The organism is Micromonospora sp. NPDC006431, from assembly GCF_042870725.1.
Taxonomy (GTDB): domain Bacteria; phylum Actinomycetota; class Actinomycetes; order Mycobacteriales; family Micromonosporaceae; genus Micromonospora.
Map to the genome: position 1 here is coordinate 105,481 of NZ_JBIAHQ010000019.1, position 25,885 is coordinate 131,365.

Sequence of the window (25,885 nt, forward strand, 5' to 3'; positions counted from 1 at the left end):
ACGGCGTCGGTGCCGGTCACGGGGCTTGGAACCCGGCCTCGGTCAGCACCGCCTTCCCCGGGTCGGACAGCACGTAGGCGACGAACGCCTTCGCGCCGGCCGCGTTCCTGGCCCCCTTTAGCGCGACGATCGGGTAGTCGTTGACCGCTCCCGCCGATTCGGGGAACTCGATGCCCTCGACGTCGGCCGCGGCGGCCTTGGCGTCGGTGCGGTACACCAGGGCGGCGTCGACCTCGCCGAGCTTCACCTTCGACAACGCGGCCTTGACGTCCTGCTCCAGGGTGACCGGGGTGAGCTTGACCCCGCTGGTGTCGAGCGCCTTCTTCGCTGCGGCGCCGCAGGGAACCTGCTCGGCGCACAGGGCGACCTGCACCCCGGGCCTGGTCAGGTCGGCCAAGCCCTTGACGCCCTTCGGGTTGCCCTCTGGCACGGCGATGACGAGCTGGTTCCTCACGAACGTGGCCGGGGTGCCGTCGGCGTTGCCGGCGTCGGTCACCGTCTTCATGTTCGTCGGCGCCGCGGACGCGAACACGTCCGCCGGCGCGCCCTGGTTGATCTGCGTTGCGAGCGCGGAACTGCCGGCGAAGTTGAACTTCACCGTGGTGCCGGGGTGTGCGGCCTCGAAGTCTTTGCCGAGTTTGGTGAACGTCTCGGTCAGGGACGCCGCGGCGAACACGTTCACCGTGCCGGTGACACCCGCGCTGGCGCTCGTGTCGGTCTGTGCACCAGTCGTGTCGTTGCCGCCGCAGCCGGTCACCGCGACCAGCGCAGACACCGCCACTGCGGTCAGCAGGGTGCGCATGCGATGCGATGTCACGTGGCGGCCCTCCCCTTGTTCGCCATGGCCGGGGTGGATCTCTCCACCACCACCGTGGTCGACTTGATCACTGCGACCGCAACCGAACCGACCTGCAGGTCCAGCTGATCGACGGCCTCGCGACTCATCAGCGACACCAGCCGGAACGGCCCGGCCTGGATGTCTACCTGCGCCATGACCGTGTCCTTCACCACCGCGGTGACGATGCCCCGCAGCCGATTCCGCGCCGACGACGCGTCGGCTCGACCGTCCGCTGCACCGGCTTGACCGCTGACGAACGTGGCGAGTTCAACCCCGTCGATCGTCCGGTGGCCGTGGTCATCCCGGGTCGCGCTCAACCGTCCGGCGTCGATCCAACGACGGACCGTGTCCGGGCTGACCCCGAGCAGTTCGGCTGCCTCACCGATCCGAAATGCCGTCACACGGGCACCCTAACGTCCGGCACCTGCCAAGCAAAACCCGCCAGTCCGTCGGCATCTTCGGCCGCCAATAGCGGGTCAGGTGCCGCATCTGCGTGCTGGAGGCAGGACCGGCGACCGGGCGACGAGGGCTGCCAGGGCTTCGACCACGCAGTGTCGCGTTGGCGAGGGGCGGACCGGTCATGCACGTCGGCTACCCCGGGCACGTCGATCAGGTTCGCCCGGACCGACGCCACGTCGATGTGCGGCGGGGCCGCCTGCACCAGCACACGCAGCGCGGCGCGGGCGAGTTGCCAGGTACGCGGGAGGATGAACACGCCGACCGCCACCGCGACGACGAGATCCGCGTAGAGCCAGCCGGTCATGGCGATCACGACAGCGGCGACGATCACCCCGGAACATGACCGACGGGCCCTCGACCGGCTGGTGGCGGCCGTGGCCCGGAGACCTCAGTCCCCGGTGGGACCGGCGGCCTCGACGATCGAGACGGGAGTGCCGAGTTCGACGGTACGGGAGACGGTGCAGAGCCGGTCGTGCGACTGCTGCAGCGACCGGGGCAGCGCCTCGCGTGCCTTGTCGCCCTCCACGCCAGCTGGGAACGTCACGGTGAACTCGACAGTGAGGTTCTGCATCCGGTTGCCTCCGGCCTCGTCCCGGACCTTGTCGCCGGTGACCGCAACGGAGAACTGAGCCGGCTCCGCGCGGCGGCTGGTGATGAGGTCCACGTCGATCGCGGTGCAGCCGCCGATCGCCGCCAGCAGGAGTTCCACCGGCGTGAAGCTGGCATCCTGGCCCGTGCCCATCGACATCGATCCACCGCGGACGTTCCGCACGACGTACTGCCCGACGCTGGTGCGCTCGATCTCCACCGAGCGGAAGGTGTCCTCACTCATGACAGGGAAGCTACCCAGGCCTGCTGGTCCCCGAGCCACCGGCCCGGCCGGTCGATCGACCCGTCCTCAGGACACGCCCTAACCGGCCAGGCGCCAGGGACCCGCCCAGGCGACGGACGAGGCCGGCGACGACGGCCACCGTAGCCGCCACGGTGTAGGCGAGGGCGAGCCCCAGCGTGGGGTTACTACCGAAGAGTGCGCCGCCGCCGTAGCCCAGCAACGTCGCCCAGACGGCCCAGATGGTGACCGCCAACGCGGTGAACCGTTGGAACCGGCCCAACGGGTACCCGACCAGGCCGGCGGTGACAGCGGTCGCCGAGCGCCCACCGGGCAGGTAGCGCCCGAAGACGATAAGCGTGCGACCGCGCCGGTGCATCACGCGATGTGCCAGCTCCGCCATGGCGCGAGTTCGCCGGCGCCGCTGCAGGCGGGCAGTCATCGCCGGCCCACACCAGCGGCCCACGCCGTACGCCAGCCGGTCACCACCGTACGCACCGAGCGCCGCAGCGACGACGACGGCGACCAGCGGTGGGTGCCCGCTGGCGGCTGACGCCACGGCGACAGCGATCACCGTGCTCTCGCTCGGGGCCAGCGGAACGAGGGCATCCGCCGCTGCCACAATGACGACGACGAGCAGCACCCATGGACTTCCCGCGACCGTGGCCAGCGCCGCGTCGACCGTGTCGAACACGTAGCCAGATTCGGCGGGAAAGGCATCTCCCGCCGAACATCGGCCTGACGTCGCGGTGGCTGCTGGGCGGCCAGTCTGTCGAATACCGCGGACCGTGCCGGCACCGTCTCACTCATGCGCAGCCGCGGTAGGACCCGCCATTGGCGCCCGAAGCCGGTGGTATGAGCCTGCCCGCCGGCAGAGCAATGTCAAATCCTTGCGGCAATTGTCGATTTATTGCATGTGCACGATCGTCGCGGGTTTGGCAGACTGCTGCGGCGCCTGCCCGTCGAACAGAGGTGCTGACGATGCTTGACGAGCGTGTCCAGCCCAACGAGACCGTCGTGCCGATGCTGCCCTGTGTGGCACCGGAGGAAACCCTGGCCTTCTGGAGTGCCCTGGGCTTCGCCGTGACCTACGAACAGTCGAAGCCCTACCTGTACCTGGCGTTCCGGTGGCGGGGGTTCGAGCTGCACTACGGGCGCGCCGCCAACAACGTGGACCCGTCGCTGGAGAACACCGGCGGATGCCTGGTAATGGTCGATAGCGTCGCGCCCTACCACGCGGCGTTCACCGATGCGATGCGCCGCACCTACGGGAAGGTGCTTGCCAAGGGGCTACCGCGGATAACCCGATACCGGCCCGGTGCCTCACGGTTCACCGTCATGGACCCGTCGGGAAACTCGATCATCTTCATCCAGCGGGACGAGCCGACGGAATTGGAGTACGGCGGCTCCAAGCAGCTCCAGGGACTTGCCCGGGTTCTGGACAATGTGCGGATCCTGCGTGAGTTCAAAAACGATGATCGAGCCGCCTTCCGGGCCTTGAACTCGGGACTGCGCCGCCACGGCGACGGCGCACCGGCCGTCGAGCAGGGAGTGGCGCTAGCCATCATCATCGAGCTGTCGACGGCACTGGAGGAGCCGGAACGGGTACCGGAGTGGGGCGTCAAGCTTCGGCAACTCAGCCTGACCATGGAGGAGCGTCATCGGGTCGAGTCCGCCGTCACCGACCCCACGCTGCTCGAGGGGTGGATGCCCGCCACGGCCTGAACATCGACCACTGCGCGGCGGCGATGAGGCGGTCAGGGTGCGTCCGGGCGGTGGGCGGGTTGGAACAGTTCGATGAGGTTGCCGGCGGGGTCGGTGAGCAGGATTTGACGTCCGCCGGGGCCGGTGACCAGGTCGCTGCGGAATGGCAGGCCGGCGGCACGCAGTCGGTCGATCTCGGTGTCCAGGTCGTCGACGGTCAGGTGGATGCGGTTACGTCCGGCGGCGGTGGCGTCGGCGGGGGTGGCGCGGGCGCCGGAGCTGGCTGGCCCGGACAGGAGCAGTCGCAGCGGTCCGCGTACCACGTCGGCGAAGGCGGGCGCGGCACTGGTGTTCAGGGTGAAGCCGAGATGGGTGGTGTAGAAGTCGATGGCCGCTTGGACGTCATCAACGACGTAGCGGACGCTGGCGTACTGGTTGGCTGCGGTCACGGCTGATCCTCCTTCAAGGCCGGTAGGTGCCAAGGGCAGACAGCAGGTGCCTGATACGGGTGTCGATCTCGGCTGCGGCGTGCTGAAAGGCGAGGTAGCCGGCCTGGTCGGTGCCGCCGGGCGCGGCGGGGTCGGGGATGCTCCAGTGCGCCCGCCGGGGATGGTCCGGGAAGTCCGGGCAGACCTCGCGGGCCTTGTCGCACAGGCTGATCACGTAGTCGAACCGGCGACCGGTCACCGTGTCCCAGTGCCGGGGGCGCTGGCCGGTGATGTCAATACCGAACTGGTCGTGCAGCACCCGTGCGGCGTTGGGATGAAGGCGGGACTTGGGGTGGCTGCCGGCGCTGACCGACTCGGCCCGGCCGCCGGTGCGGTGGCGTAGCAGGGCCTCGGCTATCGGCGAGCGGGCGCTGTTGCCGGTGCACACGAACAGCACCCCGACGCGGGGCGAGCGCTGCAGGTCAGCTGGGGATGTGCGGGGTGCCTGCGCCCGGTGCAGCGCGGGGTGCAGCGCGGCGCCGGTCTCGGCCAGCGCGTCCGTACAGCGATCCAGGTCCAGGTGGTAGTAGCTGTCGCGGCCGTCGAAGCTGCTGCGGGTGGCGGTGACCAGCCCGCCGTCACGCAGTAGCCGCAGATGGTAGGAGACCAGGTTCTGCGGTTCACCCACCCGCGTCGCCAGTTCCCGGACCCGGTAGTCGCTGTCGGCGAGTTCGGTCAGCAGCCGCCACCGCAGCGGATGGGCCGCCAGGCGTACGAACGCCGGGGTGGCTTGACTCGACGACGCCATGGTCAGCAGAATACATCAAATCGGTTTGACCTAATATTCGCGCGGGGAGGTAGGCACTGCAGGTGGCGGACAGCCCAGGCCACCCCACGACGCTGGCCCGCCGGTTGGGCACCTCTGACGCGGTGGTCATCGGCCTGGGGTCGATGATCGGTGCCGGGGTGTTCGCCGCCTTCGCACCCGCCGCGAAGGCGGCCGGCAGCGGCCTACTGATCGGCCTGGCGTTGGCGGCCGTCGTGGCCTACTGCAATGGGACCTCTTCCGCGCAGTTGGCAGCGGTGTACCCGACCTCCGGTGGGACCTACATCTACGGGCGCGAGCGGCTGGGCGACTGGTGGGGCTTCCTCGCCGGGTGGGGATTCGTGGTAGGCAAGACAGCCTCCTGCGCTGCCATTGCCCTGACCTTCGCCGAATACGCCGCGCCCGAAGGATGGCAGCGGCCGGTTGCCCTCGCCGCGGTGATCGGCCTGGCGGCCGTCAACTACCGGGGCGTTACCCGCACCGCCCGACTGACCCGCGTCCTGGTCACGATTGTCCTGGCGGTACTGGCCTTGGCGGTGGCACTGAACGTAGCCGGTGGGGCGGACACCGGGTCCCACCTGTCGAGGTGGGCGGGACCGTCCGGCGGATGGTACGGAATCCTGCAGTCGGGCGGGTTGCTGTTCTTCGCCTTCGCCGGCTACGCACGCATCGCCACCATGGGTGAAGAGGTCCGTGACCCACGACGCACGATCCCCCGTGCGATCGTGCTCGCCCTGGCCATCACCATGGCCGTCTACCTCACGGTGGCGCTCAGCCTGCTGCTGGTGCTCGGCCCCGACCGGCTCGCCCAATCTGCCGCACCCCTGGCTACCGCGGTGCAGGCCGCCGGCTGGAGTTGGGCCTCGCCGATCGTACGCATCGGTGCCGCCGCGGCGGCGCTGGGTTCACTGCTGGCTCTGATCGCCGGTGTTGGACGTACGAGCTTGGCCATGGCTCGCGAACGCGATCTGCCGGGTTGGCTGGCCGCCGTACATCCCCGGTTCCGGGTGCCGCACCACGCCGAGATCGCTCTTGCCGCCGCGGTCGGAGTTCTCGTGCTCGTGACCGACCTACGCAACGTCATCGGCTTCTCGTCCTTCGGCGTGCTCACCTACTACCTCATCGCCAACATCTCGGCCTTGACCCAGCCCCCGGAACAGCGCCGATTTCCGCGCCCGCTGCAGCTGCTCGGCGCGCTCGGCTGCGTGATCCTGGTCGCCGCGCTGCCGATCACCGCCGTACTCGCCGGACTGGCCGTCTTCGCCGTCGGCCTGCTCTATCGCGGCCTACGCTTGGCCCTCACCGCCCGACCGACCTGATTGCCCGATTGCGGACCCAGCCGGCTTGGTCATCTCCGTCGGCGCCAGGTGGGGGCGCTGGGTGGCCTTGTGCGCGGCGTAGCTCTGGTACGCCTGCCGGGTGCTGTCGAGTTCGCTGACCTGGCTGACCGGTACGTCCCACCAGGAGTCGCTGTCGGGGGCGTGGACCGTGGGGTCGGTCTCGACGTGGATGACGACGGGTCCGCCGTCGGCGGGGATCGCCCTGGCGTCCTTGATCGCCCGGTCGAGCTCCTCCGGGCTGCGCACCTCGATGACGGTGGCGCCGAGGCTGCGGGCGTTGGCGGCGAGGTCGACCGACAGCTTTGCGCCGTCGAGGCGGCCGGTGGCGTCGTCGCGGTATCGGTACCGGGTGCCGAACCGCTGCGAGCCGAGCGATTCCGACAGCGAACCGATGGAGTGGAAGCCGTGGTTCTGGACCAGGACGACGATGACCTTGACACGTTCCTGGACCGCGGTGACCAGCTCGGTCGGCATCATCAGGTACGAGCCGTCGCCCACCAGGATGAAAACGTCCCGGTCGGGGTCGGCCAGCCGTACCCCGATGCCGCCGGGGATCTCGTAGCCCATGCACGAGTAGCCGTACTCGACGTGGTACGCCTTGCGGTCCCGGACCCGCCAAAGCTTGTGCAGGTCGCCGGGCATGGAGCCGGCGGCGCACACCACCACGTCCCGGGGGTCGGACAGCTCGTTGACCCGGCCCAGCACCATGCCCTGGGTGAGCACGCCGGCGGGGAGCGTGTCCACGACCTCCGGACCGGGGTGGTAGGTGGCCTCCACCCGTGCGTCCCAGTCCCGCCACAGGCGGGCCTGCCGCTGCCGGTGCTCGGGGGCCACCGCGTACCCGTCGAGGGCCGCGCCGAGCGCGGTCAGCGCCTCCCGGGCGTCGGCCACGATCGACAGACCGGCGTGCTTGCCGGTGTCGAAGCGGGCGACATTGATGTTGACGAAGCGGACGGCCGGGTCCTGGAAGGCCGTGCGCGAGGCGGTGGTGAAGTCGCTGTAGCGGGTGCCGATCCCGATGACGACGTCCGCGTCGCGGGCGAGCGCGTTGGCGGCGGTGGTGCCGGTCGATCCGACGGCGCCCATCGCCTGTGGGTGACCGTGTGGCAGTGAGCCCTTGCCGGCCTGGCTTTCGCCGACCGGAATGCCGGTCGCCTCGCAGAACGCGCGCAGCGCCGCTTCGGCACCGGAGTAGTGCACCCCGCCGCCGGCGACGATGAACGGCTGGCGGGCCGACCGGATGATCGCGGCGGCGTCGGCGATGTCGGCCGCCTCCGCCGGGGGCCGGGCCACCCGCCAGACCCGCTCGGCGAACAGTTCCAGCGGCCAGTCGTACGCCTCGGCCTGCACGTCCTGCGGCAGCGCGATCGTCACCGCCCCGGTTTCCACCGGATCGGTCAGCACCCGCATGGCACCCAGCAGGGCCGAGGGCAACTGCTCGGGCCGGTTGATCCGGTCGAAGAAGCGGGACAGCGGACGGAAGGCGTCGTTGACGGTGAGGTCGCCGCCGTAGGGCACCTCCAGTTCCTGGAGTACCGGCTCGGACACCCGGGTGGCGAAGGTGTCCGACGGGAGCAACAGCACCGGCAGGCGGTTGACGGTGGCCAGTGCGGTGCCGGTGAGCATGTTGGTGGAGCCGGGGCCGATCGACGCGGTGCAGGCCCAGGTCTGGAGGCGGTCCTTCTGGCGGGCGTAGGCGGCCGCCAGGTGCACCATCGCCTGCTCGTTGCGGGCCAGCACGTACGGCAGGTGTTCGGCGCCGCCGGCGAGTTCGTTCTGCAGCAGGGCCTGACCCAGACCCGCGACGTTGCCGTGGCCGAAGATGCCGAGGCAGCCGGCGAACAGCTTCTGGCGCACGCCGTCGCGCTCGCTCCACTGGTTGGCGAGGTAACGTACGACGGCCTGGCCGACGGTCAGGCGAATCGTCGTGGCGCTCGCGGTCATCGAGGCCCTCCCATCGGCAGTCTTGGGTCCACGGCCTGTCCAGCCCATGACTGGCGCACCCACCCGTGGGCCGGGTCGTCACAGATCAGCCAGGCCCGGGTGGCGCCGGGGCCGGCCATCACGTTGAGGTAGTAGAGGTCGTAGCCGGGCAGGGCCATCGCCGGGCCGTGCCAGCCGTGCGGTACGAGGACCACGTCACCGGAGCGGACCTCGGCGAGGACATCGATCGGACGCTGCGGCATGCCGTAGACCCGTTGGTAGGCGACCGGGTCGGCGCCGTCGACCGGCGTGCCGCCAGCCTCGGTCCGGACCTCGAAGTAGTAGATCTCTTCGAGTTCGGTCTCCACACCGTCGCGCTGCTCGTCGTGCTTGTGCGGCGGGTAGGAGCTCCAGTTGCCGGCCGGTGTGACGACCTCGCACGCGATGATCGAGTCGGCGTCCAGCACCTGTGGGATGCCGAAGTTGCGCACCTCACGCGAGGCCATGCCGGCGCCGCGGAGTTCAACGGGCACGTCGGCGGCGGCCAGGTGCCACACCGGCAGCGGTGCGGCGAGCTTCGTCGCCCTCGCTCCCGCCAGCGCGACCACGGCCGGCGCGCGGCCCGGGTTGCGCACCGTGAGACGCGCCTCCCGGGGTACGTAGCACACATCGGTCGGGCCGGTGAAGACACTCTCCCGGCCGGTGAGCCCGACGTCGTGCCGTGCGCCGTTGTGGTCGACGACCTCGACGTCCGGGCCGCCGCGCAGCGGAACGACGATGATCTCGCTGTTGCCGGTGGCGAGGTCGACCTGACCGGCCGGCGGCAGCGTGGCCACTCGGAGGCTGGTGTGCTCCCACCCGTCCAGGGCGTCCGTGATCGCCACCTGGAAGTCGCCCTCTCCGGCCGTGCCGTACCGGTGGACCCAGCGGCTGGTCGTGCTCACGAGGGCTGCCGGTGGACGAGGCCCGCAGCGATGTCGACGGCCGCCGCCACGTCGCCGTCCGGTGGGAAGAGCAGCGCGCGCCCGACGACCAGTCCGCGTACCGCGGGCAGGTCGAGCGCCGCGCCCCACGCGGCGTACGTCTCGTCGGGGCGGCCGCTCGGATCGCCGCCGAGCAGGAGAGCCGGCAGGGTCGTGGCGTCCATGACCCGGGCCAGGTCGTCGACGACCGGCAGCTTCAGCCAGGTGTGCTGGCTGCTCGCCCCGAGCGCTGAGCCGATGTGGATCGAGGCGATGACCGATTCAGGGTCCAGCAGGTTGCGGACCCGGCCATCGACGCGGACGGACAGGAAGGGCTCCACCATCGCCATCAGGCCACGCCCGGACAGTTCCGTGACCGCCCGGCCGCTCGCCTCCAGGGTTGCCGGTGTCGCCGCATCATCGAGGCAGATCCGGGTGAGCATCTTGCCCCCGTCGAGTCCTCGGGCGGCGATCTCCGCGACGTCGTAGGCGGTGAAGCGGTCGTCGAACTCGAAGACCGAGCCCTGCAGGCCGCCCCGATTCATCGAGCCGATGGCGATCTTGTCGTCGAGCGCGCCGAGCAGCAGCAGATCGTCAAGGATGTCGGGGGTGCCGAGCACCCCGTCGGCACCGGGGCGGGACAGCGCGGTGGCAAGGCGTTCCAGCAACTCGCTGCGGGAGGCCATGGCCTGGCGGTTGTCCCGTACGCCGAGGGCGCCGCGGGCGGGGTGGTCCGCGGCCACGATGAGCAGTTGGCCGTCGGGGCCCACCAGGTCGCGGCGCCTGCGGGCGGCCCACCCGGCGGCGATCCGCTCCGGCTCACGCACCCGGACCTCGGTCAGCTCACGGATACGCGGTCGTATCGAGGTCGTGATCATCGTGCCACCTCCTCTTCCCGGTCGCCGAGGAGCACCTCGACCTCGGCTGTTGTCGGCATGGCGCTGGAGCATTCGAGCCGGGATGCGACGATGGCCCCCGCCGCGTTGGCGAACCGCAGGACGCGGTGCAGGTCCCAGCCGCTGAGCAGCCCGTGGACGAGGGCGCCGCCGAAGGCGTCGCCGGCGCCGAGGCCGTTGACGACCGCCACGGGAACGGGCGGCACCTCGATGCGCTCGGTGGTGGTCGCGGCGAGGACGCCCTTGGGGCCCTGCTTGACGATGGCCAACTCGACCCCCATGCCCAGCAAGGAGTCGGCGGCGCGCTGCGGGTCGGTCTCACCGACCGCGATCTCGCACTCCTCGCGGTTGCCCACCGCGACCGTGACGTGCCGCAGGGCTTCGCCCATCTGGGCGGTGGCCTCCTCGGGGCTCGACCAGAACATCGGCCGGTAGTCGAGGTCGAGGATGGTGTGCGCCCGCCGGCCGCGAGCCCGCCAGGCGGCGAAGTGCGCCGAGCGGGACGGGTCCTGCGACAGACCGGTGACCGTGCTCCAGTAGACGGCCGCGTCGCGGATCGCGTCGAGCGGGATCTCGTCCGCTTCGATCAGCAGGTCGGGGGCAACCGGATAGCGGTAGAAGTACAGCGGGAAGTCATCCGGGGGAAAGATCTCGCAGAAGGTGACCGGCGTCGGCGGGCCGTCGACCTCGGTGACAAAGGCGTCATCCACGTCGAACCCGCGTAGCGCGCGGTGGATGTACCGGCCGAAGGGGTCGCGGCCGGTACGGGTGACGAGGGCGGTCCGCCGCCCGTGCCGGGCCGCGGCCACCGCCACGTTCGTCGCGCTGCCGCCCAGGAACTTCTCGAACCGCTTGACGTCCTCAAGCCCCACGCCGTGGTCGAGCGGATAGATGTCGACCCCGGTCCGGCCCATCGCCACCAGGTCGTACGCCGTCACGCCACGCCCGATGCGCATCCGTATCCCATCCCGTGCATGGAGGTATGCCCCGGCCCGCTACGCGGCCCCTGGCCGGGCCGCCAACGTTGCCCGAGAGCCTGCCTGGGGGTAAAAGTTCTGTCAAGAGTTTGTTCTGACATAGTTACGTGCTGTCTTACTGTCAAGGCAGGTGTAGAGTGCGGCCGTGGCAATTCAAGTTGGCGTGACGATCGACCGCTCCTCTCCCGTGCCGCTCTACCACCAGCTCGCGGAGCAGCTCAGCAACGCCATCGCCACGGGCCAGCTGCGACCCGGCGACCCCTTCGAGAACGAGATCGCGCTCGCGACGCGGCTCAGCCTGTCCCGCCCGACCGTGCGGCGCGCCATCCTGGAGCTGGTCAACCGCGGCTTCCTCGTACGACGGCGGGGGCTGGGCACCACGGTCGCGAACCGCAAGGTGCATCGACGCGCCGAACTCACCAGCCTCTACGACGACCTCAAGCGCGAGGGCGTCCAGCCCGAGACCATCCTCCTGCAGCACGAGCTGAAGCGGGACGAGCAGATAGCCGGCATGCTCGACCTGCCCGCCGATACCGAACTCCTCGCCATCGTCCGCCTGCGGCTGGCCGGTGGTCGGCCACTGGCCATCCTCCGCAACTGGCTGCCACCGCCGTACACCGACATCGACAAGGACGATCTTGAAGCAACGGGCCTGTACGCCGTGCTACGGGAGCGCGGCGTGCGTCCCGTCGTCGCACACCAGTCGATAGGCGCGCGCATGCCGGACGCGGTGGAGCGCCGCCACCTCCAGCTACGGCCCGCGGAGCCCGTGCTCACCATGACGCGCAGCGCGTTCGACGCGGTCGGCGCACCGGTGGAGTACGGCGACCACTGCTACCGAGCGCAGGACTACAGCATCGACGTCATGATCGACCAGCGCTGACGCGGGGCTTCAGCTGGCCCGCTCTGTCCGCCTACCGCTTGGTATCGGGCTCGGTGGCGGCGTTACGGACGAGGTGGTTGGCCTCTTCAGGGGTGAGGTCGGTGGCACGGAGCAGGTCGCTGGCGGCGCTGCGGATCTGGAGGACGACAGTCTCACCGAACGCGTAGGTTGGGTGCCTGCTGGCGTGTCCGGCCAGGCGTGCGGCTTCGAGGACGGCTTGGCGGGTCTGTCCTGATGCCCTGGCGGTGGCACACTCGCGATGAAGGTGGGCCAGGGCGTCGCCGAGGGTGTCCACGGCCTGGTGCAGCGGGGGCGGAACAGGTTCGTGATATTCGAGCAGGGTGGCGACCCGGCGGGCCAGCACTCGGATGTCGATGGCGAAGGCGTCGAGTTGATCCGAGGCCGCCCGGTACTGCTGGTAGCGGTGGCGCCGATGGCGCCACCAGGGGGCGATGGTCACGGCCTCGTCAGCGGCTCGCAGGGCTTCGTTGAGGCGCGTGCTGTCGGTGTCGATCGTGTTGAGGCTGCCCAGGGCGCGCATGGCAAGGTTGCGGTCGCCGGTGGCCAGGGCCTGGGCGGTGGTGTGGATAGCGGCGGCGAGGTCGGTGAAGAACGGTCTGGCGGCGCGGTCGACCGCCCGCAACGGGTCCAGGGGCAGGAGCAGTGCCACGGCGAGGAAGCCGACCGAGGCGCCCACAGCGGCGTCGATGATGCGGGGTAGCTCGAGACTGCGTTGATTCCCGGCGAGTGTGGCGAACAGCGTGGCGGTCGCGCCCGCCTGACTGACCATGGCACCGCTGCGGCCGGCGACCAGCATGCTCAGCGCGATGGAACTGGAGACAACAACGGAGATCTGCCACGCTCCGCTACCGACGAGATAGAGCAGGGCGTCGGCCACCGTGATGCCCAGCCCCACCCCGATGAGCAGTTCCACCGCCTGCCTGGTGCGTTGCCCGGTGGCAGCGGCGATCGTGGCGAGAGCGGCCACAGGGGCGAACACCGGCGCCTCGCGGCCGAGGAAATGTGTGGCGATGAGCCACGCGGCGGCCGTGGCAAGCCCGGCCTGGACGGAGAGCAGCGCGATGGCCACCAACTGGCGGGTGGCGAGAAAGTGGCGCACGGCCGGCAGCCACAGGGCCCGGCCGAGACGCTCGGCGGGACGGCCCGATCTTCCCCGGCCACGATCGTCCGGAGAGGCCATGTCATGGGCTTCCCACTGGTGCTGGAGATAATCCCGGCCGGTATCGGGTGTCGTTCACCCGGTGGCTGGTCGGCGCGCGTGGGGCCGGCAGCCTGGCCCAGCCCGAGGCGAATCCGTCCCGGCGGCTGACGGCGGCCGTGCGGATCATGTCGTGGGCCGTTTGCCGCCGGACGCCTCGGGCAATCGCCCGGTAGCCGCCCGGGGAAGGGCAAGCAGAGCAGATGGTCGGCGCGGGCAGCGACATCGCATCGGTGGAGAGCTGAGGGGCGTGATGCGGCGCAACGTCAGAGTGGAGCCGAGGATCACGGGCGGGGAGTCGGTCGGGCTGGCCGACGTGGTGTGGGACAACGCGCGGCAGGAGCCGGACGCGGTGCAGTTCCGGCGCCCTGACCCGGACGCCCGGTCGTGGCCGCGCTCGTCCGGTGATCCATCGGTGGTGACCTGCCGGCAGTTCCGCGACGACGTGCTGGCCGTGGCTCGCGGGCTGATCGCGGCCGGCGTGACGCCCGGGAGCCGGGTGGGCCTGATGAGCCGTACCCGGTACGAGTGGACCCTGGTCGACTACGCGGTGTGGACGGTCGGCGCGGTGACCGTTCCGGTGTACGACACGTCGAGCGCGGAGCAGCTGGCCTGGATCCTCGCCGACTCGGGCGCAGTGGGGTGCGTGCTGGAGACGGCCGACCACGCCGCGCTGCTGGCCGGCGTACGTGACGGGCTGCCGGAGTTGCGCCAGGTGTGGCAGATCGACTCCAGCGATCTGGTCAAGCTGGCCGAGCAGGGCCGGGCCGTTGACGACGAGGCGGTCGAACGCAGGCGGGCCGCGGTGTCGGGCGCGGACCCGGCCACGATCGTCTACACCAGCGGGACCACGGGCCGACCCAAGGGCTGCGTGTTGACGCACCGGAACATCCACCTCGACGTCGGCAACGCGGTCGCCGCGCTGCCGGAGTTGTTCAACCAGACGGCGTCGACAGTCCTCTTCCTCCCGCTGGCGCACGCTTTCGCCAGGTTGGTCCAGGTGGCGATGGTGCAGGCCCGGGCGACGATGGTGCCCAGCCCCAACGCGCACGACGTGCTGAAGCAGCTTCGCCGATATCAACCGACGTTCGTCCTGGCGGTGCCGAGGGTGTTCGAGAAGGCGTACAACGGGGCACGGCAGAAGGCCGCCGACCAGCATCGGGGGTGGCTGTTCGACGTCGCGGACCGGGTGTCGGTGGGGTACAGCCGGGCACTCGACACGCCGTCCGGCCCCGGGATCGGCCTCCGGCTGCGGCGAGGTCTGTTCGACCTGCTGGTCTACCGGAAGCTGCGGGCCGCGTTCGGCGGCCGGTGCCGTCTCGCCGTCGTCGGCGGGGCTCCCCTCGGTGAGCGACTCGGGCACTTCTTCCGTGGTGCCGGCCTCACCACGCTGGAGGGGTACGGGTTGACGGAAACGTCCCCGGCGCTGGCGGTGAACCGGCCCTCGGGCATGCGGATCGGCACCGTCGGCCGGCCGCTGCCCGGCGTGGAACTGGCCATCGCCGACGACGGGGAGGTCCTCGTCCGCAGCGACGTCGTGTTCCATGGCTACTGGAACAACCCGGCCGCGACCAGCGAGACGTTCACCGCCGACGGCTGGTTCCGCACCGGCGACCTCGGCAGCCTCGACGACGACGGCTATCTGCGGATCACCGGACGCACAAAGGAGATCTTGGTGACCGCTGAGGGAAAGAACATTGCTCCCGACCCGATCGAGGACCGGGTCCGCGCACACCCGCTGGTCAGCCAGTCCATGCTGACCGGCAACGGCAAGCCGTATGTCGCCGCCCTGGTCACCATCGACCCGCAGGCGTGGTCCCGGTGGCGCGACGCGCATGGTCACCCACGCGCCTCGGTGGCGGAGTTGCGCGAAGACCCCGCCCTGCGCGGCGAGATTCAGACCGCGATCGACCAGGCGAACCGGTCGGTCTCCCACGCTGAGGCGATCAAGACCTTCCGGATCCTGCCCGACGACTTCACCGAGGCCAACGGTGAGCTCACCCCGACCTTGAAGATCAGACGCGAGGTGGTGCAGCGGCATCGCGCCGCTGACATCGACGCCCTCTACCGCGGCCACTGACCACGAACCCCCGATTGACCCGTACCGACCCGCTGCTCGGAGGGCGATGCCTGAAGTCGGTGGGATGGCGGTGGTGACCGAGAGCCGTGGTGGTGTCAGAGGTAGCTGAACAACGGGGGAAAGGCCAGGACGACGATCCAGGCCCACGCGGCGTACACCGGTAGGTAGCTGGTCTGCCAGCGCTCGAGCGCCGCGAACGGGGTGTGCCGGCGGACGAAACCCAGCAGCAGCCACGCCGACCAGACGAGATTGGCCAGCAGGATGACGTTCTCCCCCAGCGCCGCCGCCTTGTTGGGTGTGGTGCCGTACTCGGTGATGCGCCCGGTGATCGCCACCAGCACCAGCACATCGATGACCAGCGCGCTGACCACGAGGGCGAACTGCAGCTTGTCGAACAGGCCGGGCGGGGCGAGCGGATCGCGGGCTGAGATCGAGTAGAGCAGCAACCCCAGCACCACGACCAGCAGGAGGTCGAACAGAATCAGCGCTTCCCGCTCGACGTTGATGCCGGCGGTGGTCCAGCCGAGGGCAACGAGGAAGGCCAGCAGCGCGGCGGTGAAGAGCGGGGTGAACAGCCGCGTGAGCACCGGGGCGATGTTCTCGACAACACTCTGCTTGGCCTCGACGAGCCACCCGGCCACCACCACCGCGGCCACGACGCCGCAGGGAAGAAGCCACTGCGAGATGAAGTTTTCCGGGGAGATCCCGATGGCCTTGAAGGTCCCGACCATGAATGCCATCAGCACGCCGCCGCCGAGGGCGATGAGGACGAAGTAGACGAACCATTCGCCGGTGAAACGGATGAAGTCCATTCGGCGGCGCGATGATCGCAGATCGTCGGCCACATAGGCCAGACCGACCACGATCCACAGGGCGATGGGGAGATGGATGCTGGTCAGGACCACCGACTGGGAGTCCTCCGCGAGCGGATAGGCGTTGGCCGCCACGGCGCCGAGTGCGAACAACGCCAGCAGCATCCCGATCAGCGCCTTCCCGGCGTGACGACGCCAGGCCAGGAAGGCCGCCAGCCAGGGCAGCGCGAGCACGCTGAAGTTGGGCCCATAGAACGCGGCATCCTCGTCGAACCTCATCCCGAACAGTTCCGGCACCTTGATCGACGCTGCCGCGCCCGCCGCGCAGATGACCATCGCGGTGAGGTCGCGCCGCGACCCGGTGTCCGCCGCCGGACCGCCGGTCTCGCCGGTCAGCACCAGTTGCTTCCAGAGCCGTTCCGAATGCTCCCGGGCGAACTCGCGGGACAGCTCGTCCAGGCCACCCATGCGTTTGACCGCGACGAGGAACGCCTCGTCGGCGCGTAGGCCAACGGCGATGAGCTCGTCGACGGAACCCCGCAGGTGGTCTTCGAGCTCTTCGGCGTCGGACTGCTTCAGCTCGGAGCGGCGCTGTACGTGTTGACGCCACTGAGCGAACTGCGCCTCCAGTTCGTCTTGGCCGTCTGGCGCTGTCATGCCTGGCCCTCCAGCGGGATCGCTGTCAACGGCCTGAAATCGCCGGGGCCGAGCCAGACCTGCTTGAGCGCGTCCACGACCGCGTCCCACTGGCGGCGTTGCTCGGCAAGCTCAGCCAGGCCACTGTTGGTGATGCGGTAATACTTGCGCCGCCGCTCCCCAGCGACCGACTGCCAGCTCGACTCCACGTGCCCGAGGCGCTCAAGCCGGTGCAGCAGCGGGTAGAGCAGTCCCTCGGTCCAGTCCAACTCTCCACCGGACAGCTGGTTGATCCGCTTGAGGATGGCGTAGCCGTAGCTCTCCCCCTCGGCGAGGATGCCCAGCACCATCGGTGTCGCCGAGGCGGCGACGAGATCCTTGGTGACCCTCACGAGACCTCCCCGAGCTCACACCCTAGGACTATGATGCATAGTAGCTCTAGGTATAGGTCGGCGCAAGGAACTGGGGCCCGCCAGTAAGTTGCACGTCTCGTGCTGGGCTGAGTTCATCGTGAGGACCGGGAGCCGCCGAGGCGGATTTGAGGCGGCTTTCCCTCGACAGCTCACCGCCTCAGTTGGAACACGTCGAGGATCGACGGGTGCGGAGCGACCGGCGCGCCTGCGGTGGGCCCTGCCGGACCTGGGCCCACCGCGGCATCGGCGTTGTCAGACCTGGCCGCACGACCCCTGGCTGGCGAACGGCAGGTTGGCGTACCGGGAGACGTCGTACGACGTCAAGGACCCGTCAGCGGCGGCCCTCAGAACCGCCATGGTCGGAATCCGGAACAGGTTTTCGAGCTGACCGTTGCTCTTCTGGCCGACAGAGCGGACCTCGTAGAAGATGGCGCCCCGGGTGGGTGTCTGCGCCACGGGCTGCTCGCCCGCGGGAGCCGTCCCGCCCATGAGCATGCGGCTGAGCACGGCGTTGGTGATGTCGATCAGCGGGTAGTGCGCGACGTTGGCGAGCCCGTAGCGGCTGAGTGCGTCGACGCTCACCATGGCCATCTGGCGGTTGGTGAGCCACTGCTCGGCCGTCATCCGTGACGGGTCGATGGACCGGGCGCCGATCTGAAACTGGTTGAGCTGATCGGTGCCGTTGACCACGGGAGCCTGGCCCATGTGGTGCAGATCGAGCGCCAGCTGCGGGGCCACCTGGCGCCACAGCCGCCAGAAGGCGGCGGACTCCGGCTGGGCGAAGTTCTCCCAGTCGCGGTTGAGGTCGACGCGGTTGGGGGTCGTGCTCTGCCGGATGTTCGCCTCGGAGCCGTCGGGGTTGTACATCGGGATCACCACGACGGTGAGCTTCTCGCGGATCAGGCGTGCCTCCGGGGATCCACTGGCGAGGTGATCGAGGATCTGGAGCACCGCCTCGGTGCTGTGCAGCTCATTGCCGTGGATCCGCGCCTGCAGCCAGAAGGTCATCGGACCGCTGCCGACCGTCGCGTACAGCAACTCCCGCCCCTCGCCAGAGGTCCCCGCCGAGTCGACCCGGACCAGTCCCCGGCTGGTCCGCTCGATCCGATCGAGCACCTGACGGACATCGTCGTAACCGGCGACGCTGGACAGGCTCACATTCTGGCTGGGCTGCAGGCATGGACCGCCTGGCAGATGTGTCGGGCTGGCGGAGGCCGGCGGGGCGCCGGTCAGGACGGTGGCGAGCAGACCGGCCGTGGCGAGCGCCGCGAGGCTTCTACGCATCGATGCTCCTTGCGATCGGTTGGAGGTGAGTCACAGTGGCTGGTGGCTTGACGCCTTCGTATCCCGGACTCACCACCGTGGACAAGTCTTGTCTTTGCCAAGGGATCGGGTTAGCAGGGTTGCCGGAGGACCTCGAAGACCTCGGAGATACGGGGACCGGTCGCGTGGTTGACGCCGGTGGGCCAGCCAGGATCTGTCTGACCCACCGGCGTTCCATGCCGGCCGTGATTCCCGTACGGGTCAGCCCGCGGGCACCGGCTCGGCGGCGTCGGTCCGCCGCCGATTCGCCGCGCGCAGCGTGAGACCAGCGGTGACTGCGCCTGCGGCGGCGATGATCCCGGCGCCGACGAAGGCGGCGGAGTAGCCGTCGGTCAGGGCGGGCAGGTCGCCGAGCCGGTCCGCTCCGGCGGAGGCGGCAACCGCGGTCATGGCCGCCAGGCCAAGGGCAGAGCCGACCTGGTAGCTGGTGTTGACGATGCCCGAGGCGAGGCCACCCTCCTCAGGCCGGGCGCTGGAGATCGCCGTACCGAGAGACGGGATGAACGCCAGGGACATGCCCAGCGCCGCGACCAGCGAAGCGGGCAGGACGTCCACGGCGAAGCTGCCGTCCGGGCGGACCAGGGCGAGCCAGCCGAGCCCGACGGCGAGAACCGCGAGGCCGGTGACCACCATGGGCTTCGCGCCGAACCGGGCGATGGCCCGCGGGGCGAGCGCGATCATGCCGACCATGATGAGGATCGTCATCGGCAGCAGCGCGGCGCCGCTGGGGAAGGCGCTGTAGCCGAGGACGTGCTGCAGGTAGAGGTTGAGGAAGAACCACATCGGGATCCACGCCGCGCCGAGCAGCAGTTGGGCGACGTTGGCGGCGGCGAGGTTCGGGGCGCGGAAAATCGACAGCCGCACCAGCGGCTCGCGGCGCGCCGCCTGGATGGCGACGAACGCGCCCAGGGCGACGACGGCGCCGGCGAGGACCAGCCAGGTCTGCCCGGAGGCCCAGCCGACCTCGGGGGCCCGGACGATTCCGTAGACGGCCGCGCCGAGGCCCACGGTCACCGTCAAGGCGCCGAAGACGTCCAGCGACCCCTTACGCGTGCCGCCAGCGGGCATCAGCGCCGGGGTGGCCAGCAGCGCGAGCACAGCGATCGGGATGTTGATGTGGAAGACCCAGGGCCAGCTGACGTATTCCGTGATGACGCCGCCGAGGAAGACGCCGGCGGTGCCCCCGGCGGGGGCCGCGGCGCCGTAGAGGGCGAGAGCGCGGGTAAGTTCCTTGGGTTCGGCGCCGAACAGCGTCATCAGCAGGGTGAGCGCGGATGGGGCGATGAGGGCCGCGCCGGCTCCTTGTACGGCACGGGCGGTGAGCTCGACCACCACGCTGTCGGCCAGGCCGGCCACAGCGGAGCCGATGAGCAGGATGAGCCAGCCGGCGGCGAACATGCGTCGGGCGCCGAGCAGATCAGACAGTCGGCCGCCGAGCAGGAGCAGGCCGCCGAACGCGACGACGTAGGCGTTGAAGACCCAGGACAGGTTCTCGGGTGAGAAGCCGAGATCCGCCTGGATGCGTGGTAGTGCGACGCCGATGATCGAGGTGTCCATGATGACTATGAACTGGGCGAGGGCGATGAGTCCGAGGGCCCACCAGCGCTTCGATGGAGATGACATGGCGATTACTCCTTCGCTTACCCCTAGGGGGTATCGGTAGCGCAGTTTTTCTACCCCCCACCCGTATAGGCCGTCAAGTTGTACCGGCTTACACATGCTGCAGGGGATGAGAGTCCGCCAAGGCCTTGAGACGGATACCAGGGAGGGGTATGTTCAGAGCGCCGGCCAACGGGCAGCTGGCCCGATCGCTTGGGCGGCTGCCTGGCGCACCGCCACGGCATCGTCTGCGACACGGAGGAGATCCACATGTGCGGCAATGAGTCGAACTGCGGCTGCGGCACCGTCACGATCGACAGCGGCCCTGCTGCCACCGACACCGGTGCGGCGTCCCGGAGCACCTATCAGGTGTCGGGCATGACCTGCGGCGGCTGCGCCAAGAAGGTGACCGGGCACGTCTCCGGGATCACGGGCGTGACCGATGTGCAGGCCGACGTGGCCGCGGGCACCATCACCGTCCTCAGCGAAAACCCGCTGGACACCGCCGAGGTCCGCGCCGCCGTGCAGCGGGCCGGCTACCAGATCGCGGACTGACCCGCAGGCACGCCCGCATCCCCGCGGAGCCGTCTGGCGCCCTGGGGATGCGGCCTGCCATCCGTGCCGGCGACGAGGCCGCCACCGATTTACGGCAGCTTCCTGGTCGAGCCCACCGATGACCAACTACGAGCCCGCCTGACCAGCTGCGGCGACAGTGGGACAAGAAGGTGACTTCCGAGCTGTCGTTGATCGGTCCTCGGGTGGTCGCTGAGTGCAGCACGCTAACCCTATGAACCGCCCGGCTGCGTTCCTCACTGACCCGCCGAAGAGTTCGGCGGTGGCCGCCGCCTACGAGGCCGATGTCACCTCCGACGGCTACGTCAACAACCTCACTCGTGTCTGGTGCTGGCGTCCTGACGTGCTGGCGTCCTTCCAGGCCCTGCGTGCCGATCTCCTGGCCGGCTCAGCCCTGTCAGCGAGGGAAATAGCTGTGATGGTTGCTGCCACCGCCGCTGCCCGCGGCGACGCTTACTGTGCACTGGCGTGGGGTTCCAGGCTGGCCGAACTCAGTGACGAGGCGACCGCCGCAAGGGTGCTGCAAGGCGTTGACAGTGACCTGTCCGAGCGGGAGGCCGCACTCGCCGGTTGGTCCCGCCAGGTCGTCCAGGATCCGAATGCCACAACCGAGGCCCACGTGGAGCGTTTACGCCACGCGGGCCTCAACGACCAGGAGATCTTCGAGGCGACGACCTGGATCGCGTTCCGGCTGGCGTTCTCCACCATCAACGACGCGCTCGGAGCACGGCCTGATCCGCAGCTTGCCGAGAAGGCGCCGCGGCTCGTCCGGGAAACCGTCACCTACGGCCGCCAGGTCTAGGCCAGAACCGTGGACACAGCGCCGTCAGAGCGGGTTGAGGCGGGCCTTGAGCAGGCAGAACTCATTGCCCTCGGGGTCGGCAAGAACGTGCCAGGACTCCTCGCCGGTCTGGCCGACGTCGGCCGGGCGCGCCCGAGCTTCAGGAGGCGTTCGAGCTCGGCGTCCTGCTCGCGGTCGGTGGCGTTGACGTCGATGTGCAGCCGGGGCTTCCCCTGCTCCGGCTCGTCCCGGCGGCCCTTAGCGGGGCTGGCTCACGGCGAGAATGTTGCCTTCGCTGTCCTTGAACCAGGCGCCACGCATCGTCGGAAATTCTGCAATGCCGTTGACGGTCTTGAGCCCAGGGATGTCGTACTCCTCGAACGTCACGCCCCGCCCTCGCAGGTCCGCCACTTCGGCGTCGAGGTCAGCGACCAACCAGGCCGCCAACGTGTGGGGCGCCTGCCCGGCGTTGGAGGTGGGATAGATGAAGAACTGCGTGCCACCGGACTCGAAATGAACGGCGTCCTCGGCCTCCCGCGAAATCGTCAGGCCCAGCGTGTCGCGATAGAAGCGTTTGGCCCGTTCCATGTCGCCCGCTGGAATGGCCGCCTGCACCGGTGCGTCTGTCAACATGATGGCTCACCTCCTGCGACAGCGTAACCAGCACTAGCCCGGCCCGGTTCCGCTTTGTCCGGGACCGGTACCGTCACCGACAACCCGACTCGCGCTCTGGCGAACTCTCGTCGGCGAGGGCACAGCCATGGAAGGGCAGCCCACCAGAGCCTGAGGCCGCCCGCAAGGTCGTGACCCAAGGGGTAAGCGACTCATCGGCGATCGCCATCGGGTACTGGACCGGTTCCACCGGCGGATCGATGGTGTTCGTGGAACGATGGAAGACGTGGGAACTGCCAAAACTACTATGCCTGCTATCTCGCCGCTGGCTGGCGAGCCGATCAAGCGTGCCGATGCCGAGCGGCTCGCGGGAGTGCTGAAGGCATTCGCCGACCCGGCCCGACTGCGGCTGCTCAGCCTGATCCAGTCCGCCCCGGAGGGCGAGGCGTCCGTAAGTGACCTCACCGCGCCGCTGGAACTCTCCCAGCCGACCGTGAGTCATCACCTTCGGATCCTCACCGAGGCCGGCCTGCTCGAACGCGAGAAACGCGGCGTCTGGGCGTACTACCGCGTGGTGCCGTCCGCGATCGCGGCGATAGCCGACCTGTTGACCCCACCCCGCAAGCGGGCGACGAAGAGGACTCGCTGAGGGCCGCTAGCGAGCACCACGCGCGTCGTCGCGGACGGGCAGGATGACCCAGCCGCTCGCCTCGTGGCGTCCTTTCGCGTGCGCCACCGGTGGTGCCCGCCGACGGTGGGGTCGGCGGGCGTCATCGTGGAGGTGGTCATCAGCTGGCGCAGCAGCCGCCGGTCTGGCCGCTGGTCGGGGTGTCGAGGCTGGTCAGGTTCAGCGGTGCGGACAGCAGGCCGCCGGAGCTGCCAATGGCGAGGCCCTTGCCGACCGGCTCCGGGCTGGTGCCGCAGCAGCTGTCGGTGCCGGAGGAGTCGGCGGGGTTGCTGTTGCAGACTCCGGTCTCGGGCAAATCGAGCTGGATGTCGCGGGCGGCGGCCCAGTCGCCGGCGAGGGCGGCGACGACGGAGCGGACCTGCTCGTAGCCGGTGGCCATGAGGAAGGTGGGCGCCCGGCCGTAGCTCTTCATGCCGACGGCGTAGTAGCCGGGCTCGGGGTGGGCAAGCTCGTCGACCCCGTGCGGGGGGACGGTGCCGCAGGAGTGCTCGTTCGGGTCGATCAGGGGGGCGAGGGCGCGGGTGGTACCCATGATCGGGTCGAGGTCCAAGCGCAGTTCGGCGGCGATGGTGTGGTCGGGTCGGAATCCGGTGGCGGCGACGATCCGGTCGACGGTGGTTGACTCGTCGGTGCCGTCGGCGTGGCGGACGACGACAGCGACGCGCCCGCCGGCCGGGGTGATCGCGTGGACGGAGAAGCCGGTGAGCAGGCGGATGCGGCCGGCCTCGACGTGGTAGCGCAGGCGCGAGCCGAGCGCCCCCCGCGCCGGGAGGGCGTCGCCGCCGCCGTAGGCGCGGGCCGGGGAGGCGGAGCGGATCGCCCAGGTGACCTCGGTGCCCGGCGTCGCGGCGGCGAGTTCGGCGAGGGAGAGCAGGCTGTTGGCGGCGGAGTGGCCGGCGCCGACGACCAGGGTGTGGCGGCCGGCGAACCGGTCGCGGTCCGCGCCGAGCACGTCGGGGAGGGCGTGGTCCAGGTACGCCGTGGCGTCCTTCTCACCGCGGGCGGGGAGGCCGGAGGCGCCCAGGACGTTGGGGGTGCCCCAGGTGCCGGAGGCGTCGATGACCGCGCGGGCCAGCAGTTCTTCACCGTCGGCGAGGCGGATCAGGAACGGGGCCTGCTCGCGGCCGGCGGTGCGGAGCCGGTCGAAGCCGAGGCGGCTGATCGCGTCCACGCGGACGCCGTAGCGCATGCGGGGCTTGAGCTGCGGCAGCTCGGCGAGCGGCTGCAGGTAGTCGGCGACGAGGTCGGCGCCGGTGGGCAGGGCCTCGAGGTCGGGGGCGACGCAGCCCGCGTCGTCGAGCAGGCGCCGTGCGGCCGGGTCGATGTTGTACCGCCACGGGGAGAAGACGCGGACGTGGCCCCACTGCTGCACCGCCGTGCCGGCGGTGTCGCCGGCTTCGAGGACGGTGAAGGGCAGGCCGCGCTCGTGCAGGTGGGCGGCGGCGGCGAGGCCGACCGGGCCGGCGCCGATGACGGCGACCGGCAACTGGTCCAGGGTGCTCATCACAGAACTCCTTGCGTTGATGTCCATCGAATCAGCGTGGTTCAGTAGGCTTGCCGGTCCACGGCGGCGGTCGAGTGTCAGGTGATGGTGGGGCTCCGGCGTTCGAGGAGGATGACGTCGCGCCAGTGGCCATGGTGGCGTCCGACGCGTTCGCGAGTGCCGATGACCCGGAACCCGGCGCGCTGGTGCAGGGCGAGGCTGGCGGCGTTCTCGGGGAAGACGCCGGACTGGATGGTCCAGATGCCGGCGGCCTCGGTCGACGTGATCAGGGCGCCCAGGAGCAGTCGGCCGGCGCCGCGCCCCTGGGCGGCGGGGTCGATGTAGACGGAATGCTCGACCACGCCCGCGTAGACGGCGCGGGTCGAGGTGGGCGAGACGGCGACCCAGCCGACGACGGCATCGTCTGCGTCGATGGCAACGAACCGGTGTTCGGCCAGCTTGCCGGCGTCGAACGCCGTCCAGGTCGGCGCGGTGGTCTCGAAGCTGGCGTTGCCGCCGTCGAGGCCGGCCTGGTAGATGGCAAGGACCCGGTCGGCGTCGTCCGCCGTCATGGGGCGGACAGTGACGTCGGCCATCAGCAGCCTCCCTTCGGCTGCGGAGCCGGACGGCCCATCACCACATCGGCGGCCGACGGGAAGCAGCCGAGGCAGGCGTCGTTGATGCGGTAGTGACGGGCGGTGCCGACGGGCTGGACGAGCACGAACCGCACCTCGGTGAGGATCTTCAGGTGTTGGGAGACAGTGGACTGCGCCAGTCCGACCGCGGTGACGATCTCGCCGACGCTCATCGGCCGGGCGTGCCGGGCGAGGTACTCGACGATCTGCACCCGGGTCGGGTCCGCGAGGGCCCGGAACCACGCGGCATAGGTCTGGGCGGTGTCCCGGTCGAGCAGGTCGTCCACCAGCACTCCTTCTATCGTTTATCGCCGATTGGCGATGAAAGTCTAGCGGGGTCTGGTCGCGGCAGCGCTCGGCCCGCTGCACGGGGGTGGATACCTGGGCGCAGGAGTCGCAGAACCAGCACCGGGCACCGGGCACCGGGCACCGGGCACCGGGCAGCAGTGCCCGTGGGCGGCGAGTGGAGCCGAACATGCTGGTCCTCGTTTCGTCGGGACACCTGTCTTGACGTTTGTCGAATCAGAGGCTTGCACGCTGATTAGAGAGATGTCAACCTAGAGGCATGTCGAAGCAACAGGCGTCGCTCCCCGTCGTCGACCTCAACGCGGAGGCGCCGTGCTGCCTCCCGCTGGCGCAGCGGCGGGTCCCGGCCGAGGCGGCCGCGGTACTCGCGCCCGCGTTCAAGGCACTCGGCGACCCGGTCCGGCTGCAGCTGATGTCGATGATCGCCTCCGCGGAAGACGGCGAGGCGTGCGTGTGCGACCTGACGCCGGCATTCGACCTGACCGGGCCGACGATCTCCCACCACCTCAAGACGCTGCGCGAGGCGGGCCTGGTCGACGCCGAACGGCGGGGCACCTGGGTCTACTACCGCGCCCGCCCGCAGATCCTGCGCCAGCTCGCTGCCCTGCTGTCGATCGAGCCGACCGCCGCATCTCAGCGGTAAGCCGCCTCTGACGGTGC

Annotated in this window: 27 protein-coding genes and 2 pseudogenes; 8 read left to right on the forward strand and 21 right to left on the reverse strand. The window is 70.0% G+C overall.

Translation table 11 applies throughout. From position 1 onward, the window contains the following. Nucleotides 1–16: 16 nt before the first annotated feature. The 5 genes and pseudogenes from modA to ACFYM6_RS27140 all read right to left on the reverse strand — a co-directional run bounded on the left by modA (nt 17) and on the right by ACFYM6_RS27140 (nt 2,820). Nucleotides 17–802 (reverse strand): molybdate ABC transporter substrate-binding protein, encoded by a 786-nt coding sequence (modA, locus tag ACFYM6_RS27120; RefSeq protein ID WP_387280037.1) that lies wholly within the window; start codon nt 800–802, stop codon nt 17–19. Nucleotides 803–813: 11 nt separating this feature from the next. Next, nucleotides 814–1,239 carry a molybdopterin-binding protein gene (locus tag ACFYM6_RS27125; RefSeq protein ID WP_387279965.1) on the reverse strand — a complete coding sequence of 142 codons (426 nt, stop codon included), beginning with the start codon at nt 1,237–1,239 and terminating at the stop codon, nt 814–816. Nucleotides 1,240–1,415: 176 nt separating this feature from the next. Then, nucleotides 1,416–1,631, reverse strand: a pseudogene (locus ACFYM6_RS27130) (cation transporter); the annotation flags it as partial. Between the two features lie 54 nt (nt 1,632–1,685). Next, nucleotides 1,686–2,129: an OsmC family protein gene (locus tag ACFYM6_RS27135; protein ID WP_387279967.1), complete on the reverse strand. Its 444-nt coding sequence runs from the start codon at nt 2,127–2,129 to the stop codon at nt 1,686–1,688. A 10-nt stretch (nt 2,130–2,139) separates the two neighbouring features. After that, the gene (locus ACFYM6_RS27140) at nt 2,140–2,820 is read right to left on the reverse strand and encodes a DedA family protein (RefSeq protein WP_387279969.1); all 681 of its coding nucleotides are present in this window, start codon (nt 2,818–2,820) and stop codon (nt 2,140–2,142) included. 287 nt (nt 2,821–3,107) lie between these two features. On the opposite strand from ACFYM6_RS27140, the gene ACFYM6_RS27145 reads away from it, so the two are divergent. After that, a complete protein-coding gene (locus ACFYM6_RS27145) occupies nt 3,108–3,851 on the forward strand; it encodes a glyoxalase (RefSeq protein WP_387279971.1) in 744 nt (247 codons plus the stop codon). A gap of 32 nt (nt 3,852–3,883) precedes the next feature. On the opposite strand, the gene ACFYM6_RS27150 is transcribed toward ACFYM6_RS27145, so the two are convergent. After that, nucleotides 3,884–4,279 (reverse strand): VOC family protein, encoded by a 396-nt coding sequence (locus tag ACFYM6_RS27150; RefSeq protein ID WP_387279973.1) that lies wholly within the window; start codon nt 4,277–4,279, stop codon nt 3,884–3,886. A 13-nt stretch (nt 4,280–4,292) separates the two neighbouring features. Beyond that, complete coding sequence (locus tag ACFYM6_RS27155; protein ID WP_387279975.1) at nt 4,293–5,066, reverse strand: ArsR family transcriptional regulator; 774 nt, start codon at nt 5,064–5,066, stop codon at nt 4,293–4,295. 62 nt (nt 5,067–5,128) lie between these two features. Between ACFYM6_RS27155 and ACFYM6_RS27160 the strand changes: the two genes are divergently transcribed. Next, complete coding sequence (locus ACFYM6_RS27160) at nt 5,129–6,403, forward strand: APC family permease (RefSeq protein WP_387279977.1); 1,275 nt, start codon at nt 5,129–5,131, stop codon at nt 6,401–6,403. On the opposite strand, the gene iolD is transcribed toward ACFYM6_RS27160, so the two are convergent. Genes iolD through iolC form a run of 4 tightly spaced genes read right to left on the reverse strand, consistent with a single transcriptional unit; the run spans nt 6,371 to nt 11,161 of the window. Continuing rightward, nucleotides 6,371–8,368, reverse strand: a complete 1,998-nt coding sequence (gene iolD / locus ACFYM6_RS27165; protein ID WP_387279979.1) for a 3D-(3,5/4)-trihydroxycyclohexane-1,2-dione acylhydrolase (decyclizing) — start codon at nt 8,366–8,368, stop codon at nt 6,371–6,373. The two genes, ACFYM6_RS27160 and iolD, sit on opposite strands and share 33 nt — an antisense overlap. Further along, on the reverse strand, nt 8,365–9,291 hold the full coding sequence (gene iolB / locus ACFYM6_RS27170; RefSeq protein ID WP_387279981.1) for a 5-deoxy-glucuronate isomerase: 927 nt from the start codon (nt 9,289–9,291) through the stop codon (nt 8,365–8,367). Before iolB ends, iolD begins: the two co-directional genes overlap by 4 nt. Beyond that, entirely contained in the window at nt 9,288–10,187 is a 900-nt protein-coding gene (locus tag ACFYM6_RS27175) for an aldolase (protein ID WP_387279983.1), read from the reverse strand. The genes iolB and ACFYM6_RS27175 overlap by 4 nt, the downstream gene beginning before the upstream one ends. Beyond that, entirely contained in the window at nt 10,184–11,161 is a 978-nt protein-coding gene (gene iolC, locus ACFYM6_RS27180) for a 5-dehydro-2-deoxygluconokinase (RefSeq protein ID WP_387279985.1), read from the reverse strand. Before iolC ends, ACFYM6_RS27175 begins: the two co-directional genes overlap by 4 nt. A 166-nt stretch (nt 11,162–11,327) precedes the next feature. Between iolC and ACFYM6_RS27185 the strand changes: the two genes are divergently transcribed. Beyond that, nucleotides 11,328–12,065 carry a GntR family transcriptional regulator gene (locus ACFYM6_RS27185; RefSeq protein ID WP_387279987.1) on the forward strand — a complete coding sequence of 246 codons (738 nt, stop codon included), beginning with the start codon at nt 11,328–11,330 and terminating at the stop codon, nt 12,063–12,065. 31 nt (nt 12,066–12,096) lie between these two features. On the opposite strand, the gene ACFYM6_RS27190 is transcribed toward ACFYM6_RS27185, so the two are convergent. Beyond that, entirely contained in the window at nt 12,097–13,185 is a 1,089-nt protein-coding gene (locus ACFYM6_RS27190) for an aromatic acid exporter family protein (RefSeq protein WP_387279988.1), read from the reverse strand. A gap of 352 nt (nt 13,186–13,537) precedes the next feature. Between ACFYM6_RS27190 and ACFYM6_RS27195 the strand changes: the two genes are divergently transcribed. Beyond that, nucleotides 13,538–15,364, forward strand: coding sequence for an AMP-dependent synthetase/ligase (locus tag ACFYM6_RS27195; protein ID WP_387280039.1), 1,827 nt, complete (start codon nt 13,538–13,540; stop codon nt 15,362–15,364). A 95-nt stretch (nt 15,365–15,459) separates the two neighbouring features. Here ACFYM6_RS27195 and ACFYM6_RS27200 read toward each other — a convergent pair whose 3' ends face one another. The 4 genes from ACFYM6_RS27200 to ACFYM6_RS27215 form a co-directional block, all read right to left on the reverse strand. After that, nucleotides 15,460–16,833: a permease prefix domain 1-containing protein gene (locus ACFYM6_RS27200; RefSeq protein ID WP_387279990.1), complete on the reverse strand. Its 1,374-nt coding sequence runs from the start codon at nt 16,831–16,833 to the stop codon at nt 15,460–15,462. Continuing rightward, the gene (locus ACFYM6_RS27205; protein ID WP_387279992.1) at nt 16,830–17,204 is read right to left on the reverse strand and encodes a PadR family transcriptional regulator; all 375 of its coding nucleotides are present in this window, start codon (nt 17,202–17,204) and stop codon (nt 16,830–16,832) included. Before ACFYM6_RS27205 ends, ACFYM6_RS27200 begins: the two co-directional genes overlap by 4 nt. 273 nt (nt 17,205–17,477) lie before the next feature. Further along, on the reverse strand, nt 17,478–18,509 hold the full coding sequence (locus tag ACFYM6_RS27210) for a M14 family zinc carboxypeptidase (RefSeq protein ID WP_387279994.1): 1,032 nt from the start codon (nt 18,507–18,509) through the stop codon (nt 17,478–17,480). A 240-nt stretch (nt 18,510–18,749) separates the two neighbouring features. Then, nucleotides 18,750–20,171: an MFS transporter gene (locus ACFYM6_RS27215; RefSeq protein WP_387279996.1), complete on the reverse strand. Its 1,422-nt coding sequence runs from the start codon at nt 20,169–20,171 to the stop codon at nt 18,750–18,752. Between the two features lie 246 nt (nt 20,172–20,417). On the opposite strand from ACFYM6_RS27215, the gene ACFYM6_RS27220 reads away from it, so the two are divergent. Further along, nucleotides 20,418–20,702, forward strand: coding sequence for a heavy-metal-associated domain-containing protein (locus tag ACFYM6_RS27220; protein ID WP_387279998.1), 285 nt, complete (start codon nt 20,418–20,420; stop codon nt 20,700–20,702). Nucleotides 20,703–20,934: 232 nt separating this feature from the next. Next, nucleotides 20,935–21,522: a carboxymuconolactone decarboxylase family protein gene (locus ACFYM6_RS27225; RefSeq protein WP_387280000.1), complete on the forward strand. Its 588-nt coding sequence runs from the start codon at nt 20,935–20,937 to the stop codon at nt 21,520–21,522. Nucleotides 21,523–21,546: 24 nt separating this feature from the next. Here the strand turns inward: ACFYM6_RS27225 and ACFYM6_RS27230 are convergent. Both ACFYM6_RS27230 and ACFYM6_RS27235 read right to left on the reverse strand, forming a co-directional pair. Further along, nucleotides 21,547–21,755 (reverse strand): annotated as a pseudogene (locus ACFYM6_RS27230) (VOC family protein); the annotation flags it as partial. Between the two features lie 4 nt (nt 21,756–21,759). Beyond that, nucleotides 21,760–22,134, reverse strand: a complete 375-nt coding sequence (locus ACFYM6_RS27235) for a VOC family protein (protein WP_387280002.1) — start codon at nt 22,132–22,134, stop codon at nt 21,760–21,762. Between the two features lie 256 nt (nt 22,135–22,390). On the opposite strand from ACFYM6_RS27235, the gene ACFYM6_RS27240 reads away from it, so the two are divergent. Next, nucleotides 22,391–22,762: an ArsR/SmtB family transcription factor gene (locus ACFYM6_RS27240; protein ID WP_387280004.1), complete on the forward strand. Its 372-nt coding sequence runs from the start codon at nt 22,391–22,393 to the stop codon at nt 22,760–22,762. A 139-nt stretch (nt 22,763–22,901) separates the two neighbouring features. Here the strand turns inward: ACFYM6_RS27240 and ACFYM6_RS27245 are convergent, their stop codons facing one another. From ACFYM6_RS27245 to ACFYM6_RS27255, 3 genes are all read right to left on the reverse strand, one after another. Continuing rightward, on the reverse strand, nt 22,902–24,305 hold the full coding sequence (locus tag ACFYM6_RS27245; protein ID WP_387280006.1) for an FAD-dependent oxidoreductase: 1,404 nt from the start codon (nt 24,303–24,305) through the stop codon (nt 22,902–22,904). A 77-nt stretch (nt 24,306–24,382) separates the two neighbouring features. Continuing rightward, complete coding sequence (locus ACFYM6_RS27250; protein ID WP_387280008.1) at nt 24,383–24,880, reverse strand: GNAT family N-acetyltransferase; 498 nt, start codon at nt 24,878–24,880, stop codon at nt 24,383–24,385. Further along, nucleotides 24,880–25,206 (reverse strand): ArsR/SmtB family transcription factor, encoded by a 327-nt coding sequence (locus ACFYM6_RS27255; protein ID WP_387280010.1) that lies wholly within the window; start codon nt 25,204–25,206, stop codon nt 24,880–24,882. The genes ACFYM6_RS27250 and ACFYM6_RS27255 overlap by 1 nt, the downstream gene beginning before the upstream one ends. 278 nt (nt 25,207–25,484) lie before the next feature. On the opposite strand from ACFYM6_RS27255, the gene ACFYM6_RS27260 reads away from it, so the two are divergent. Beyond that, nucleotides 25,485–25,868, forward strand: coding sequence for an ArsR/SmtB family transcription factor (locus tag ACFYM6_RS27260; protein ID WP_387280012.1), 384 nt, complete (start codon nt 25,485–25,487; stop codon nt 25,866–25,868). Nucleotides 25,869–25,885: the final 17 nt, after the last annotated feature.